General features: G+C 47.4%; 11 protein-coding genes and 1 pseudogene. All 12 read left to right on the top strand.

What is annotated here, in order from left to right; all coding sequences use genetic code 11:
- Window positions 1-269 precede the first annotated feature (269 nt).
- The 12 genes and pseudogenes from EYO21_06780 to EYO21_06725 all read left to right on the top strand — a co-directional run bounded on the left by EYO21_06780 (window position 270) and on the right by EYO21_06725 (window position 16387).
- Entirely contained in the window at window positions 270-1031 is a 762-nt protein-coding gene (locus tag EYO21_06780) for a DUF1028 domain-containing protein (GenBank protein ID HIB03509.1), read from the top strand.
- Window positions 1016-1633: a hypothetical protein gene (locus EYO21_06775; GenBank protein ID HIB03508.1), complete on the top strand. Its 618-nt coding sequence runs from the start codon at window positions 1016-1018 to the stop codon at window positions 1631-1633. The genes EYO21_06780 and EYO21_06775 overlap by 16 nt, the downstream gene beginning before the upstream one ends.
- 37 nt (window positions 1634-1670) lie before the next feature.
- Window positions 1671-2081, top strand: coding sequence for a hypothetical protein (locus EYO21_06770; protein ID HIB03507.1), 411 nt, complete (start codon window positions 1671-1673; stop codon window positions 2079-2081).
- Window positions 2082-2243: 162 nt separating this feature from the next.
- Window positions 2244-2828, top strand: coding sequence for a hypothetical protein (locus EYO21_06765; protein ID HIB03506.1), 585 nt, complete (start codon window positions 2244-2246; stop codon window positions 2826-2828).
- 578 nt (window positions 2829-3406) lie between these two features.
- Window positions 3407-4464, top strand: a pseudogene (locus tag EYO21_06760) (S9 family peptidase).
- A 281-nt stretch (window positions 4465-4745) separates the two neighbouring features.
- Window positions 4746-7469 (top strand): TonB-dependent receptor, encoded by a 2724-nt coding sequence (locus EYO21_06755; GenBank protein HIB03505.1) that lies wholly within the window; start codon window positions 4746-4748, stop codon window positions 7467-7469.
- Window positions 7470-7662: 193 nt separating this feature from the next.
- Window positions 7663-10938: a SusC/RagA family TonB-linked outer membrane protein gene (locus tag EYO21_06750; protein HIB03504.1), complete on the top strand. Its 3276-nt coding sequence runs from the start codon at window positions 7663-7665 to the stop codon at window positions 10936-10938.
- A 10-nt stretch (window positions 10939-10948) separates the two neighbouring features.
- Window positions 10949-12286, top strand: coding sequence for a RagB/SusD family nutrient uptake outer membrane protein (locus tag EYO21_06745; protein HIB03503.1), 1338 nt, complete (start codon window positions 10949-10951; stop codon window positions 12284-12286).
- 91 nt (window positions 12287-12377) lie between these two features.
- Window positions 12378-13031: a hypothetical protein gene (locus tag EYO21_06740; GenBank protein HIB03502.1), complete on the top strand. Its 654-nt coding sequence runs from the start codon at window positions 12378-12380 to the stop codon at window positions 13029-13031.
- 155 nt (window positions 13032-13186) lie between these two features.
- Window positions 13187-13432, top strand: a complete 246-nt coding sequence (locus tag EYO21_06735; GenBank protein HIB03501.1) for a hypothetical protein — start codon at window positions 13187-13189, stop codon at window positions 13430-13432.
- Window positions 13433-14905 (top strand): sodium:solute symporter family protein, encoded by a 1473-nt coding sequence (locus EYO21_06730; GenBank protein HIB03500.1) that lies wholly within the window; start codon window positions 13433-13435, stop codon window positions 14903-14905.
- 66 nt (window positions 14906-14971) lie between these two features.
- The gene (locus EYO21_06725) at window positions 14972-16387 is read left to right on the top strand and encodes a DUF4976 domain-containing protein (GenBank protein HIB03499.1); all 1416 of its coding nucleotides are present in this window, start codon (window positions 14972-14974) and stop codon (window positions 16385-16387) included.
- Window positions 16388-16394: the final 7 nt, after the last annotated feature.

The raw sequence follows: 16394 nt of genomic DNA, 5'->3' as shown, positions 1-16394 counted from the left end.
ATTGGAGCCAGGACAGAAATACAGTGATCCATTTCAGATCGGGTGCGGAATCTGTAGATGTTAAGCATCGCAGTGGCAAAAAATACAGTCTCCCTGTCCCGGCGCCGCAAACATTGTCTAAATGAACGATTATATAAATTCTACTAGATAAATTGGGTCTAGATTTATGCGAGAGCATATAACAGCATGATATATAGGTTTCTGTTCCACTTCAACAGGACCATCATGATTCTTATAAGAAGGATCCATTGGTCATAAAAAGAGAGAAAATGAGAAGAATCTTTAGCACCCCCATCTGCTATTATCTTTTAATACTATTGGTGCTCTTACTCCCGGCTCATAGTCAAGAGAGGCAATCAAGTAATGATCGTCCTGTAGCGACCTTTTCCATACTGGGTTTTGACCCTGAGACAGGAATGGTAGGTGGAGCTGTTCAATCGAGGGTTTTTTCTGTCGGGAATGGTGTTTTGTGGGGAAAGGCTGATGTTGGGATGGTTGCGACACAAGCTTATGTCGATGTGAGCTATGGCCCACAGGGGCTAGAATTATTAAGAAAAGGATTGTCCCCCAAGCAAGTAGTTAAAACTTTGTTGAATAATGATCTCGATCCCCACCCCGAAGATTGGCCCAAAGCTGCCCGACAGTTTTCTGTTATGGATTCTGAGGGAAACGTCGCTACTCACACCGGCCAGAAGGCATCCTTTTGGGCAGGTCATAAATATGGCAAGAATTGCAGTGCTCAAGGCAATATCCTGGCAAGTGAATTGGTGGTGAAAAATATGGTTGAGACATTTGAGGGGACAAGGGGTCATATATCCATGCGGTTGCTTAGTGCACTTGAAGCGGGTCAAGCCGCCGGAGGGGATTCACGTGGCATGCAATCTGCCGCCATTTTGATTGTAAAAAAGGACGGGGGAGTTTGGCTGAACAATGACGTTGTACTCCGTCTTCAGGTTGATGATCATACAGAGCCAATCAAAGAGTTGCGACGTCTCATTGAAAAAGCTCACCAAAGATTCGGTTGGGAATAACACGTTTTATTGAGGAGAAAATCATAAGCACAAGATCAATTGATCTTCATGCAAAAGTATTTGTGCTGACGCTCTTCCTTCTGGGGTGTGATGGAAAGACTGATGAAGAACCGATCCTCTATCTCTCGACAAGAAAGATCGACCATGTTGATGTTTACCACGAACAGCAGGTTAAAGACCCCTATCGTTGGCTTGAGGATGATAATTCAGTTGAGACAGGTGAATGGGTGGCTGGTCAGAACCGTATAACCCAGAACTATCTCACAGACATTCCATTCAGAAACAAAATAAAAAAACGTCTTGAAACCCTATACGACTATGAGCGTGTCTCCGCTCCCTTTCGAGAAGGAAACTTCGAATACTTCTACAAGAACACAGGTCTCCAGAATCATTCCGTCTTGCATCGTTCCACAACTGGCTCAAATGCTCCTCCCCAGATTTTTCTGGATCCGAATTCTTTCTCTGAAGATGGGACGGTGGCTCTGAGGGGTGTTTCCTTTACTAAGGATGGTTCTTTGGCAGGATACATGATAACCGAGGGGGGATCAGATTGGAGGAAAATTGTGGTAATCAACCGTGGGGCTTTTTGGTTTGTGGGATGAAAGAAGCACCCACATCGTGATATAATTTTTTGATAAAATGAAAAAGCTACTCGCCATACTGCTCTTACTCTTCAGCCTAGTTTCAGCCCAAGACTTTCGCCAGACAGTAGCTGTTATCGACTTTGACGCCAGCGGCATCAGCCAGCTGGAAGCCACTTCCCTGACCAATCGTTTCCGTACAGCAGTAGGTGATGTAGGTGCTATGCGTCTGGTTGAGCGTGGTATGATGGAGGAAGTTCTCCAGGAACAGGGTTTCCAACAGACAGGGTGTACCTCAGAGGAATGTGCTGTTGAAGTGGGTCAGCTTCTGGGTGTGCAAAATATGATCGGCGGCTCTATTGGCAGGGTTGGTGACACCTTTACTATCGATGCCAGGATGATATCGGTACAGTCAGGTGTCTCTTTAGTAACAAAACAGAAGACCTATGCCTGGAAAGGACGCTTTTGAGCGCTTCAAAGAACTGAAAACACAGCTTGAGTTGTTAAAGAAATAAGGAAGCTTTTTTTGCTTAATTGAGAGGTTTTTAATAGCACAAAAAAATGTGCCTTAAAGTCCTTTTTGACTATATTTGCACAGTGTGATGAAAATCATAGCTCATCTGGTAATCCGTTGCAAATAAAACCTCATTTTAACTGCTATAATCTATTAATCTTTCTGGCATCATTGACGCTAAATGCTTGTGGGGAACCAGGTGCTATTTTTCTTACTGAAGAAGAAGAATCAAAAAACAAGTCGTTCAACTTCCCGCTTCATATGAATGAAGCAAAATGTAACAAGTGCCACGGATTAGAAACAAAAGTAAGCAAGACCGGAGAACTGCGAAGCCACAACGTTGGAAAAGATTGTATTACATGTCATTCATTAAATGGGGCCGGCAGAGGTATTTATAAAGTGGCTGGCAGTGTATTCAAACCTGATGGTGAAACTCCATATCCAAACATCAAAGTGAAGTTGTTTCCCGGAAAAAATAGACTTGGAAACCCTGTTGCTGTATTGGAAGTTGATGGCAATGGAAACTTTTATACAACTAAAGAGATAATGCCGGGCGGTAAGGGTGATGGGGAAATTGGCTTACTTTATCCATCGGTAGTTACTGATCATGGCGAATATAGTATGCCCGTTGCCTTCAGCATTTCAATGGGAGGATGTAATTCCTGTCACGGTGTAAACGTAGCCAGGATTTTCGCGGAGTAACCTAATTTTTTGGCGAAGCAGCGGACCCTTCCCAATCAGGGTCGGAGACTCCTACTGCAAAGGTCGATTCCACAACAGGTGTAGCTGATACAAGCAAAACTCTGACCGGTTTAACCAATGGTACAACATACTATTATAGACTCAAGGCTGTTGACAATTTGAATAATGAAAGTGATTATTCCAGTGAAGTGAGTTCAACTCCTGTCCAACCAAACTCAGCACCAGTTGCCACGGTACAAACGGTTGCTACCAGTGAAGATACGGAAGTTACAATCACTTTGTCTGGGACAGACTCAGATAGCGATGCCCTAACCTACAGTATTGTAACATTACCTGCTAATGGCAGTCTATTTCAGACTGATGATGGAACCAACAAGTCAACGGCAATATCGAGTTCAGAGCTGCCAGCTTCTGTGTCTAATTCAGAACACAAGGTCATTTACTCGCCAAATGAAAATGGCTCTGGAGATGGACATGGGAATTTCACTTTTAAGGTCAATGACGGGAAGGATGATTCTGAAACCGCAACGGTAACTGTCAATGTAACTGCTGTTAATGACCCTCCAACATCTTTTAGCATGGTTTCTCCAGCTAATGATACAAATATTGATATAAATGATGGCAACTACTCAGATAGCCTCACTTTTGATTGGACAGCATCCGGATTCAGCGCAAAAAAACTGGAGGAAGAGCTATACTACTCCTTCAGTTCATTTACTTATCCAACGACCATTTTTAAGTATACTATTTCTACCAGCGAAACAGAACTGTACAAAAGTCCAGAAACAGAGTTTCCCCCATCAGATTACATTACTGAGCAGGTCTTTCTTGCCAGTAAGGACGGCACTAAAGTCCCTATGTTCATAGTTCAAAAAAAGAACCTTGTAAGAGATGGGAAAAACCCGACAATACTATATGCTTACGGGGGGTTTAACATCAGCCTAACACCCCGTTTCAATATTTCCAATATAGTGTGGTTGAAAAATGGGGGTATATATGCTCAACCTAATCTGAGGGGTGGGGGGGAGTATGGAGAAGCTTGGCATGAAGCCGAGACCAAGTTGAACAAGCAGAATGTTTTTGATGATTTTATTGCAGCAGCGGAATACCTAATCGAAAACAATTATACCTCCAGCGATTATTTGGCTATCTCTGGTGGATCTAATGGAGGACTTCTTGTCGGTGCGACAATAACTCAAAGGCCTGATCTCATGAAAGTTGCCTTACCTGCAGTAGGAGTTATGGATATGCTAAGATATCACCAATTCACCGCCGGAGCAGGGTGGGCATCTGACTACGGTACAGCAGACGACTCACCGGAGATGTTCAAATACCTGAGAAAATATTCCCCACTTCATGCGATAGAGAATGGTACAGCATATCCTGCTACTCTTGTAACCACAGCTGATCATGACGATAGAGTTGTGCCGGCCCATTCATTCAAATTTGGGCACGACTTCAGGAGGCAAATACGGGAGCAAATCCCACCCTCATCCGAATTCAGACACGGGCCGGGCATGGGAGTGTTTTGACAGCACAGCGAATTCAACTAGCGACCGATCGTTTTGCTTTTGTCTGGGAGAATATGGGGGTAGTACCAAAGCAATTAATTAAGTTTTTTGATAATGGAATTTGATATTTTTTTCAGTGGTAACTATTGTTTTACCCAAAATAGTTACTTTGATTACGACCTAAACTTGGCAACACAAGTGAGCTAAAAAAACACGTGTCCTGAACCACATGCTTTTTTTGAGTAATAATAATGGATTTATGAGCATTTCATTGCCGGTTGACGCCGGACAACTTCGAGTGAAGTAAAGGGACGGCTCTTACGGCCCGGTAAAAGAGAATCCTGTTTCAGCAGATATACCATCATCCTTTTAGATGGAACTTCAAACAGCCCAATAGAGCATTTCCGTGTCTGGTTTGATGAAGCTTCAGTCTCCGGAATTTGAGTATCTTGGAGCTTGCTACTTTTTCATCATGGGCCCTCAACTGAGATATAGGCATAAATTCGAGAAAGTGAAGAAAGGCATATTTTTGGCACTGGTGTTTCTGTTGTTCATCCCACTCCAAGGACAGACCGTGGCAGGGCGCGTTGTTGATGTGGTTACGGGCGAACCTTTGCGAGATGCCAACATCATTCTTGAAGGGACAACTCTTGGTGACGCCACCGACGGTGACGGGCGGTTTGTGATTGAAGGGATCCCTGCAGGAGATCATACCATCCATATCAGCATGGTAGGATACAGACGTGAGTCGGTCTCCCTTCATTTGACAGACAGCTCCACCGAGTCCGTCATCGTCCGATTGACGCTTGAACCTCTTGAAGGCGGATTAGTGATTGCCGAAGGAGAGCGGGGCGCCGATCCGCGGTTGGAGTTTTCCGTACCGTCCTTTGAACTGACAAGAAGATCCATTGAAGAAATGTCCGGTACCCTCGGCGACGCCCTCACCGCTGTTCAGTCCCTCCCAGGCATTCTTACTACTGATGATCTGTCCAATACTTTTGTGGTGCCTGGAGGAAGCCCGGATCAAAATCTCATTCTTATTGATGGAATGGAGCTATTCAACCCTTATCGGAGAAGCGGAATGGCGTCACCATTCAATCCGCGGCTCGTGAGTGAAATAAGGGTTTTCACAGCGGGATTCCCGGCCATGTACGGTGACCGTCTCTCATCTGTCCTAGAAGCGACCACACGTGACGGCACAACAGATAGGCCGTTTGCAGGTACGGTAGCGGCCACGACTTACCACACCAATATTATTCTGGAGGGGAAATTACCTTATGACGGAAGTTGGCTCGTGAGTGGACGAAAATCTTACTATGGTACAGTAGGTAGAACTGTCGCAGCAAAACTGAAGATCGGCAACGAATTGGCCTTCCCGACATTCGAGGATCTATATGCCAAAGTCGCCCTTCACCCGAAAGAAGGTCAGCGGATAGAGATTACCTTGTTGTCGGCATATAATAATATGGATTTCCTGGTGAAGCCCGAGTTAGGTGAACAGGATGGTGAAAGAGGAACAATTGACGGTGCGGACCGGATGTGGAATCAGCTAGCCGGAATAAGGTGGCACACACCGTTGTCTGACTTTATTCAGGTTGGTTTTTACCTCAACGGTTACCACTACGGAGGGAAGAGCGACTTTGCTAGTGAACTTCTTCCATTGGATGACCCAGAAAGTTCAATTCCCCAGGGCTTTGGGGTGGAGCCGCCCTTGCCGCCTCCTACTTTCGGGGCAGTGGACACCATTCGTTTCAACCATCATCAGACATATAGCTTCGAAAGAATTTCCCTCGGTGGCTGGAGTATCATCAAAAAAGGTGATCATGTCATGGAGTTGGGCGGGAGTTTTGACGGTATCTCCGCCACCATGGCAAGCGACCTGGAATTAAATGAATTTGGTCAGAAGGTCCGTGAAGCTCTGGTAGACGCTCCTCTCTGGTTTGGCACTATGATGGACAGTATGGACATTGTCAGTGACTATTCACGTTTTGGCGCCTATGTTCAGGATAGCTGGACACCGCAGGGAGGCCGTTTCACCTTTGCACCGGGTCTGAGAATCGATAGGATAGGTCTCAGTGAAGAACTGCTGGTCTCTCCAAGGATTCGGGCTTCTCTAGAGACAGCCGCCGGAACCGTCCGGGCGGCGGGTGGTCGGTTTGTCCAGAGTCCCGGTTATGAGAAGTTTCTGGATGGCAGCCGTGTCTTTGATCTGATGCAGTATAGAACATTGGAAGGACTCATTTCCCCTTTCGGCTGGCACGCCAGTGTCGGTTTTGAAAGAAAAAACCGTCGCGGTTTCAATCTGGCTCTGGAGGGATTCCGGAAAAACTTCGAAAAACTGATTACACGTAAAGCTGATATCCAGTCTCGGTTGGTTGGAGATTATCACACGGGGCCGCCTGCCTTGTCTGAAAGCTACGACGTAGTTACAGCTATGCGGTTCCAGCCTGCACTGGAAGCGGAAAACGGTAGTACTGTGGACGCAGTAGGTCTTCAAGGACGGCTTGAGAAAAGGCGTGTCACCATAGATGACAGATGGACCGGCTGGATTTCATACACTTTCAGCCGTGCGGAAGAGGAGCGTATGGCCCAGGGAGCTCTTAGACGCTTCCCTTTCGAGTATGACCGGCGGCATTCCCTTAGTATGGGGATAAGCGTAAGGCTAGGGAGAGGATTGACGGTCAGCTCTCGATGGCAGTACGGCTCCGGATTTCCTTATACTCCCGCAATCAGCATGGAGCCAATGGTGGGGCAGGCGGTGGATGACCTTGATTCTACCACGATCAGAAACATCATCCTTTCTGACCCGGAAACAGGTTACGCCCGTTTTGTTCCTACTTTTGGAGGGCCTGAGAATTTCAACTCAGCTCGGTATCCTGCATATCACCGTCTGGATGTCCGGTTAGAATATGATCAGTCTATTAAAGAACGGGTGAATCTGAAACTCACTTTTGAGCTGTTGAACGCCTACAATAGAAAAAATGTGCTTGAGTATAGGAGTATTATCAACATTGAAGGGGGCGAAGAGCATATTCCCCTCAGTTTGCAGTTCCCCAAACCTGTTCTTTATTATGAACCCATATATACCCTGCTTATGCTCCCCACTTTTGGGATTGAGGTTTCATTTTAGATTTAACAGGTTTATCTCCTGCTTTTCACCTTTTTCTCTTCTGAAAGTGGAATTAAAATAATACTTGACACAGGTGAAAAATAAGTTGTATTCTCAGGCCTGATGAGACGAGGGGATGCGTCTATTCATAATATTGTGGGATAACTATCCTCTCTACAGACATAATAAACTTGAATCTTTTGGATAATATTAAATGAGAACGAGGAGTATTGATATGAATAATCGAGTTATTGTTCGCTGTTTTGCGCTATTGCTTGCAGTGTCCATGCCTCTTGCTCTGTTTGCTCAAACCGGTACTGTTGCCGGCCGGGTCACAGATCAGGATGGTAACCCCTTGGTGGGCGCCAACGTTTTAATCGTTGGAACCAACATGGGTGCCGCGACAGGTATGGATGGTGATTACAGCATGGCCAGTGTAACCGCAGGTGATTACAAGGTAAGTGCCAACTACATTGGTTACGCCACTTCTTCAGAGCAGGTTAGCGTTCTTGCTGGTAGTGTTACCGAATTGAATTTTTCTCTTCGGGCATCTGCCATTGACATGAATGAGATTGTGGTTACTGGAACAGGTGTTGCTGTGGAGAAAGCTAAGTTAGGTAACACTGTTGGTACCGTTAAAATGGATGAGCTTGCGGGTTCGCCTGTAAGCAGCGTGGATCAGATTCTCACAGGCCGGATACCCGGTGTTCAGGTGAATCTGAACGGCGGACTGGCCGGTGAAGGTGCTGAGATCAGAATTCGAGGTACTTCAAGTATTTCTCAGTCCAACCAGCCCACCATTTACGTGGACGGTATCCGCTTGGACAACTCCACAAATGCTGGTGGCATGAATTGGAATGGTGGTGTCCCGGGCCGCATGAGTGAGATCAATCCGGACGCCATTGAGCGTATTGAGGTACTCAAAGGAGCCACAGCTTCTGCTCTGTACGGTTCCAAGGCAACTAATGGGATCATCAATATCATCACCAAGCAAGGCGCCATCGGCAAACCAAAATTCTCGTTTAAAATGGCTCAGACGACTGGTAGTTATGATGAGTCACGCTACAAGGAAAATACCGGTTTCGCCAGGACCGACGACCAAGCCTCCAGAATGAAGCATATGTTTTCAGCTGATGCCTCATCCAAGTCCGAAGGTGGCAGCTACTCTGGTAAAACATGGGAAATTATGTCCATCCCCTTTGCCGGGATGCTTTACGACAAGGCAAGCGGTAACACCATGTCCGCCAGTGTGGAAGGTGGTGTTCCTGGGGCCACATATTTTGCCAATGTTCGCTATCAGACCTTTGATGGTCCATTTGACAACAATGCCACCCTAGGCGGCCTTCCTGTCGGCGATGGCAATGATGCTGACAACAAATTCATGTCAAGCGCCACCCTGAACATTTTGCCTAGTGACAACCTGAAGGTGCGCATTCATACCTTTTATACTGGCCGTATCCAGAGTACAATTCAGAATAACAACAACATCTATGGAATTACCTCTCTCATTCAGATGGGGAAACCTGAATTCGCCACGGCCTTAAGCTATGGCGATGCTGTTGACAACTATACCGGATCCTTTGCCTGGGCCACAGCTAGGGAAGTGACCTTCCGGCAGTTGAATTCTGATCTTGATAACACTCTGGTCTCTACTACCGTGACCTACACACCTGGCAACAATCTTACCTTGAAAGGTAATTTCGGTCTGAATATGACCAACGGCCGTGGTGAGAGTTATATGCCTTATAGGTGGGCCGCTGATAATAAAAGCAGTTATTACAGAGATGGATATCTTTCTATTGGCCGTCGTCAGCAGAAAGAGCTGACCTTGGATATAAGGGCCAGCCATAATATGGACATGGGTAACCTCAGCTTTGAAACAGTTGGAGGTTTTAATGCCAATAGAATGGTAAGGAAATTCATCGAAGGTTGGGGCAACCAGTTCCCCGGCCCCGGTCTCCAGGTTTTGGGCGCACTGAATGCGCCTCAGTCCGGCTCTTCTTTTGTTGAAACTATTGAGGCCGGATACTTGTTCCAGGAGCGTGTTGGTGTTGGCGATTATCTGTTTGCGACACTTAGCATGCGGTTGGATGCCACCAGCACCTTTGGTGAGGAGTTCCAGACGGTGACATACCCCCGCGTGGGCCTCTCCTATCTATTAACTGAAATGATGGGTCCCCTTGGCCCCCTTAGCACACTTCGTCTACGTGGATCATGGGGTCAGTCGGGTAACCAGCCCGGTGCGTTTGATCAGTACACCACATATGCACCGTGGTCGTCTCTGGAAGGCCCCGGTCTGAGACCAGGCAACGTGGGTAACCCCGCATTGGGACCTGAGATTACTACAGAAACTGAAGTTGGGTTTGACTTCGGTATTTTAAATGATAAGATCGGTGGTGAATTTGCATACTTTAGCAAAATCACCACAGACGGCCTCGTTCCCCAATCCTTTCCACCTTCCGGTGGATTTGCTAACACCCAGCTTACCAATATCGGTGAGTGGACAGCTTCAGGTTGGGAGCTTGGACTGAATGCAAATGTTGTACGTTCCAGCCAGCTCACTGTGGATGTGTATGGAGCTCTCTCCTACTTGGAGGACGAACTTACCAGTCTCGGTGGTGCACCTGAGCAGAAGGTTGGCGGATCCTATCCACGCTACAGGAACTTCCTGACAAAAGGATTCCCAATTGCGGCTCTGTTTGGTGCTAAACTGGTGGACACTGAGTATCCCATCGATTTGAATAATGATGGTGTTTGTGAGAGCAAATCCGAACTTCTGGCAGCTTTTACCGGTAGCGAAACCATGAGCATTCTTTCTGGTTGGGGCCCCTGTCTGGATGTTCCCACCGATGCTGATGTAACAGCCAAGCGCGCCAAGACAGCCGGTGACAGATTGGCTTGGTATATTGGTAAGCCAAGACCTGACTACATGGGTTCCTTCGGTGCTAATATTACAATCATGAGAAACATCCAGATTAACGCCATGTTTGAGACGCGTTTTGGCAACTTCGGGTATTCCAATCTGACGGATGCCTTCCGCAAGGCCAACCCTTATATCGGGCGAAACATCATGGGTTCCTCAATAACGGAACGCGACTTCATGACCGGTGGTGTGGATGCCAGCTTCAACCCCAAGTACGATGCTAACGAACGCTTAGCGGCTGCGAAAGAATGGGTTGAAACGTGGCAGTCACTGTCGCCTTACAGCGGTTTGAACCTTGTTGAAGACGGTGATTTTGTCCGTTTTCGGGAGTTGAGTATTACATACCGTGTTCCCAGTGAGACAGTTTCACGCTTCGGCCTGACAAATATGTCAGTTTCTTTTGCCGGGCGTAACATTATGCTCTGGACAGATTACTCAGGTATCGATCCTGAGCTGAACGCCGGCAGTGCACAGGACGGCGGTCTGAATATGTTTAGAGAGAGTATTGATGCATTTGGAGTACCTATCCCAAGGACCTTCACCATGTCGGTGAACTTTGGTTTCTAGGATCAGGATAATGAAAATCGGAGGAAATGATATGTTAGCCAAATTGAGAAAACAGTCGGCTTTTTTCATGATCCCCGGGATCCTGGTGCTGAGCCTGGTGTCCGTGGGTTGTGATATGGATTCCGAAAACCCCAATGCACTTGTTGAGTCTGATCTTGGAGATCCGGCTGTGGCTGCTGCAATGGCAAACGGTGCTCTGAACACCACCAGCAATGGGATTGGTAATATGCTGGCCCCAATTTCAGTGTCGAGCGATGAGGCAACCTGGATTGGTTCTCGCGACGCTTGGGGTTCTCTTGACAAAGGTCAGATGTCAGATGTCTACAACGAGTTTGTAGACGGACAGTGGAACTCGATTACCGAGGGGCGCTGGATGGCAGATCAAGCTATTAAAACGCTTGAAGCCTTTCAGAGTGAAGGTGTCCTAGGCAATGTTGAAGACCTGGCCAGGGTCTATCTGTATGCGGGTGTTGTCCGGGTGTGCATTGCTGACTGGTTTGAGGACTTTGTGTATTCAGACAAAACTATCCCCGGCAGTCCTTTCGGTGTGGGCAACATGATGGGAGTATACGACGAGGCTATTGAACTCTTTAAAAAAGGGATGTCAACCACGTCAAGCTCTGAGATGAAGGCTCGCTTTAACGCCATGTTGGCCCGTGCCTACTTCTATAAGCAGGTTCATACGGTCATTGGCAATGGTGGCGGCTTTGTCACGGACAGCAACGCCAAAAGCTATGCGGAAGCAGCCTTGAACACATGGGATGAGACCTCAAAATATCAGATTGAGTACTCTTCCACTACTGTGGGAAGCGGATTTTCCTGGCAGATAAACGGACGTTCAGAGCTTGAGTTTGGCATAAGGCCTGATGGAATTGGTGACCCGTTCCCAGCAGATCTAGTAGATACAGATGCCAGTGTCGATGTGGTTGATCCTCAGGGTAACGCCTTGGGCCCCGCTGATCCGCGGATAGCGGCCATCGTTAACGACTTTTTCAAAGATCGTGGCGGTACTGACTATGCCCCCATTACAATGATATCTGGTGCTGAATTGTATATAATGCTTGCTGAAATGGCTGGTAATGATGCAGATGCCATTACGCACTTGAACATGAACAGAACCGGCATGACACCATACGACGGCAGCAATGCAACAGTGGCCGATGCCATCAAGCATGAGCGCCGGGTGAATCTCTTTGCCACCGGTAGACGGATGCTTGACATGTATCGCTTTGGCGAGACTTCCCTACTGTGGGAAACTCAGTTTGAGGCGAAGTCAAGCCCAGGGACCCTGTTTCCTATCACTATTAAGGAGATTAGGGCTAATCCGAACTGTCCATTGCCAGGTTAAAGATTTTATAAGATTGGCAAGTAAAAACGCGGGTCCTTTTGGGTCCGCGTTTTTTTTATAAGTAAAAGGACATTTCACTGTAAATTTTTTTATGATTATTGTGGGAAGAAATTTCATAACTGTGGTGCTATTGACTTTTCTGGCCTACCCATTTCTTTACGGAGTTGAGAAAAAGAGAAAGCCTGTGGTGGCGTTTGTGGGTACTCGGCTGGAAGAGATCCCTGAAATTCATCATGCCAGGATCAATCTAAAATTCCACAATCTTTTCTCTGAGCAGCAAGGGATCCTCTACATAGGCCCCAACCCTGTGAAAGATGCATTGGGAGAAGCCGCAGTGGATAGTGTCATCGGAACGTCGGACCTGGGATTGTTAAAGCGTGCAGCGACACAGGCAGGAGCTGACCATCTCTTTTTTGCCATGCTGGAGAATCAATCCCAACATGAGAATAGAGTTATGCTGGTGGGTAATGTGGTGCGTTACGATCTGGAAACCGATCAGCTCTACAGGATGGAAGTGCTGAAATATCTGGAAGATTTTGGGATTGAGATTGCTAGAGTAAAGCTGAACCTTCTGGACACCGTTTCTATTGACAACTCCGTCCCAATGGCAACCACGGCCTTGACCTTTGGCGTCATCATGGTCTTGGGTCTTCTGATGCTTTTTTTCCTCAAGACAGAGGTGAATTTAGGCGGGGAGGGGTCAACACCAACTGATAACACTGGTGACCCAGGGTTAATCGGTTAGGATTACCTAAGACGTATTTCAAAACTATCTCAATGATAAAGCCCTCCCAGTGAGGGCTTTTTTATTTCGGTGTGCCACAGTCTCCTTTGCGATTGTCAGCCTGAACCATTATGTTCCATCTTTCTTCACATAAATATCAGTATGGATGAGCACCTATGAATAAGCTTGGACTGCACTTTTTCTCACCCTCTGATGCCCCTAAATACAGGCGAACCCGGACTCTTTTTCTCATTATCTATGCCGCGGCCGTCTCTGCCATTTTGTTCCCGTGGCCGAAAGTGTGGGGGATCTACCCCATGGTTCTGGGCCTTCCCTTTCTCATGTTCTGGATGGTACTGGCTGTTGTAGCCATTTTTCTTGGGCTGGTACTGCTCTACCGGTCTGAACCAGAGGAAAACTAAATGGAAGGGTGGCTCATCGCACTCCTGATTTGTCTGGCCTACCTTGCGGTGACGCTGGCTACGGGTATCATGTCCGGTTTTCGGGTCTCAAAGAGCGTTACCGGTTTCGTGGCGGCGGATCGCTCTATGAATACTGTTGTCCTTTACTTTGTTATGGGTGCCTCCATCTTTTCTTCTTTTGCCTTTCTGGGCGGTCCTGGGTGGGCCTACTCACGGGGTGTTGCATCTCTTTATATTCTTGCTTACGGAATCGTCGGTGTAGTACCGCTCTATTTTTTTGGACCGAGGGTCCGGCGACTGGGAGAGAAGTTTGGATTTGTGACGCAGGCAGAGGTGCTGGCATACCGGTTTGACAGCCGGGCACTGTCTATCATTCTGACACTGTTGAGCGCCGGAGCCTTTCTGCCTTACATCGTGATCCAGATGAAAGGAGCGGGACTGATTCTCGAAACGATCACGGACGGTCGTGTCCCCTTTGCCGTTGGAGCAGGCCTTTCTTATGCTGTGGTCATTATCTATGTGGTATTTAGTGGTGTACTTGGTGTGGGATGGACCAACATGTTCCAGGGGATGTTCATGATGGTTATCGCCTGGTTTTTGGGGCTATATCTCCCCATAAAACTTTACGGTGGTGTGGGACCCATGTTTGAACAGATAGCAAACAGTGACAAGGCGCAGATGCTGGTGGCTCCCGGACTTGACGCCGCCGGTGACCCGTGGACGTGGGCCGCCTTCAGCTCATCCATAGTTGTTTCCGGTCTTGGTTTCATGATGTGGCCCCACCTTTTTATGAGGAGCTTTGCAGCTAAGAGTGATCGGTCGCTACGACGGACAGTGGTCATGTATCCAACATTCCAGATCTTCCTCATACCAATTCTTCTCATCGGTTTTTCCGGTGTACTAAAATACCCCGGGGTTAATCCTGCCGATAGTATTGTCCCCTTTTTACTCAGGGAATTGACACTTTCGCCGGTTTTGGTGGGGCTGGTCTGCGCCGGGACGCTAGCGGCGTCCATGTCTACCGGTGACGCCATTCTCCACTCTGCCGGCTCCATCGCTGTCAGGGACGGCCTTGTAAGTGGCCTTGGCATGAAAATAGATGATGCCCGGCAACGGTTCTATATTCGCCTTGTTGTTGTTATGCTGGGAATTACCGCTTATGGATTAGCCCTGGTCCTGGACCAGGGGTTGGTGGATCTGCTTCTCATGGCGTATGGCGGGATCGTTCAGATATTTCCACTTGTGTTTGCTACTTTCTACTGGCCCCGTGCCACAAAAGCCGGCGCCCTGGCCGGTCTTGTTACAGGTATTGTGGTGAACACTTTCTTTCGACTCAATCCGGAGTTTTCGCCCTTTGCTGGGATGCATGAGGGCGTTTATGGGTTGACGCTGAATACTCTTGTTCTGGTGGTTGTGAGTCTCCTGACACAGCCTGATCCCAGGGATCGTGTTAAGGCCTGCGTAGAGGCATAGATTGCTGTCCAAATTGTGACATTTCACCGTTTCCCTCACAATTGGCTCATTGGAATCTGTTTTATATTGTTGATTGGTTGTGACGCTCCATACCATAAGCCCAATGTAGTGATAATTCTGGTGGACGACCTCGGCTGGTCTGATCTAGGCAGCTACGGGAGCACCTTCTATGAGACGCCTAACATTGATCAGTTGGCTGCTGAAGGGATGAAGTTCACTCAATTCTACACAGCTGGCACGAACTGCTCTCCCACCCGGGCAAGTATCATGACCGGTGTCAGCCCGGCGAGACTGAAAATAACAAACTGGATTGGCGGGACACAGGTGGGGAATCTTTTGCCGGCAGACAACTTCGAACACCTACCTTTTGATGAATATTCGCTTGGGGAAGTATTCTCTGATGCCGGCTACATGACGGGCTATATTGGAAAGTGGCATTTGGGAGATACGTTATCTTTCCCTCAACATCACGGTTTTCAATTCAATCTGGCCACTAACCGAGGGGGCACACCAGGAGCATATTTTTTCCCTTACAAGAACGCTAAACGACCTCGATTGAACATTCCTGATCTTGAAGATGGATATGAAGGAGAGCACCTGACCGATCGCTTAACTTCTGAGGCGATCAAATTCTTGGAGATATATCAGGATAAGCCATTTGTGCTGATGCTGGGATACTATACGGTCCATTCACCTATTGTGGCGAAGGAAGAGAAAATTGAGAAATATAGAGAAAAAGCTTCCCGCTATCTGGTTCCGGAGGAGCCAGAGTTCCATGAAGAGAAAAACGGCACACTCAATAAACTGAAACAGGATAACCCAGTCTATGCTGGAATGATTGAATCTACTGATGAAGGTGTCGGGGAGATAGTCAAGGCGCTGGATGAACTGGGTTTGGCCGAAAATACAATTCTGGTTTTTTTATCTGACAATGGAGGACTTTCTACACTCTCAGGCGGGAAAACATGGATGCCCACATCTAACTTGCCATTGAGGGCGGGCAAGGCGTGGGTGTATGAAGGGGGGATTCGAATTCCGTTTATCATCCGGTGGCCCGGGAAGATTGAGGCAGAAACTGTCAATCATCAACCGAGCGTTTCGACTGATTTGCTCCCAACACTGCTTGATATGACTGGATTGGATTTGATACCGGAACAACATGTGGGCGGTGAAAATCTATGGCCGTCAATAAAAGATAATGTACCACTGGACAGAGAAACATTGTTCTGGCATTTCCCACACTATTCTGGTTCTGGTGCTACCCCCGCAGCAGCAGTACGGAAAGGGGACTATAAATTGATCCTGTGGTTTGAAGATGACTCAGTGGAATTGTACAATTTGAATAATGATCTAGGTGAACAAAACAATTTGGTGAAGACTCACCCCGAAATAGCGACGGCACTGATGGCTGAGTTGAAAGCCTGGCTCGAAGATGTTGACGCAAACATGCCAAAACCGAACCCGGATTGGCGTGGTTCCTGAGAAACAG

This window comes from Candidatus Neomarinimicrobiota bacterium (assembly GCA_012964825.1).
Lineage (GTDB): Bacteria > Fidelibacterota > Marinisomatia > Marinisomatales > S15-B10 > UBA2125.
This window is presented reverse-complemented; position numbering and strand designations above follow the sequence as displayed.

Bases quoted from the DNA above. Each gene is read 5' to 3' on its own strand.
- EYO21_06780 (HIB03509.1), top strand. From the start codon at position 270: ATGAGAAGAATCTTTAGCACCCCCATCTGCTATTATCTTTTAATACTA.
- EYO21_06770 (HIB03507.1), top strand. From the start codon at position 1,671: ATGAAAAAGCTACTCGCCATACTGCTCTTACTCTTCAGCCTAGTTTCA.
- EYO21_06750 (HIB03504.1), top strand. From the start codon at position 7,663: ATGAGAACGAGGAGTATTGATATGAATAATCGAGTTATTGTTCGCTGT.
- EYO21_06745 (HIB03503.1), top strand. From the start codon at position 10,949: ATGAAAATCGGAGGAAATGATATGTTAGCCAAATTGAGAAAACAGTCG.
- EYO21_06740 (HIB03502.1), top strand. From the start codon at position 12,378: ATGATTATTGTGGGAAGAAATTTCATAACTGTGGTGCTATTGACTTTT.
- EYO21_06735 (HIB03501.1), top strand. From the start codon at position 13,187: ATGAATAAGCTTGGACTGCACTTTTTCTCACCCTCTGATGCCCCTAAA.
- EYO21_06730 (HIB03500.1), top strand. From the start codon at position 13,433: ATGGAAGGGTGGCTCATCGCACTCCTGATTTGTCTGGCCTACCTTGCG.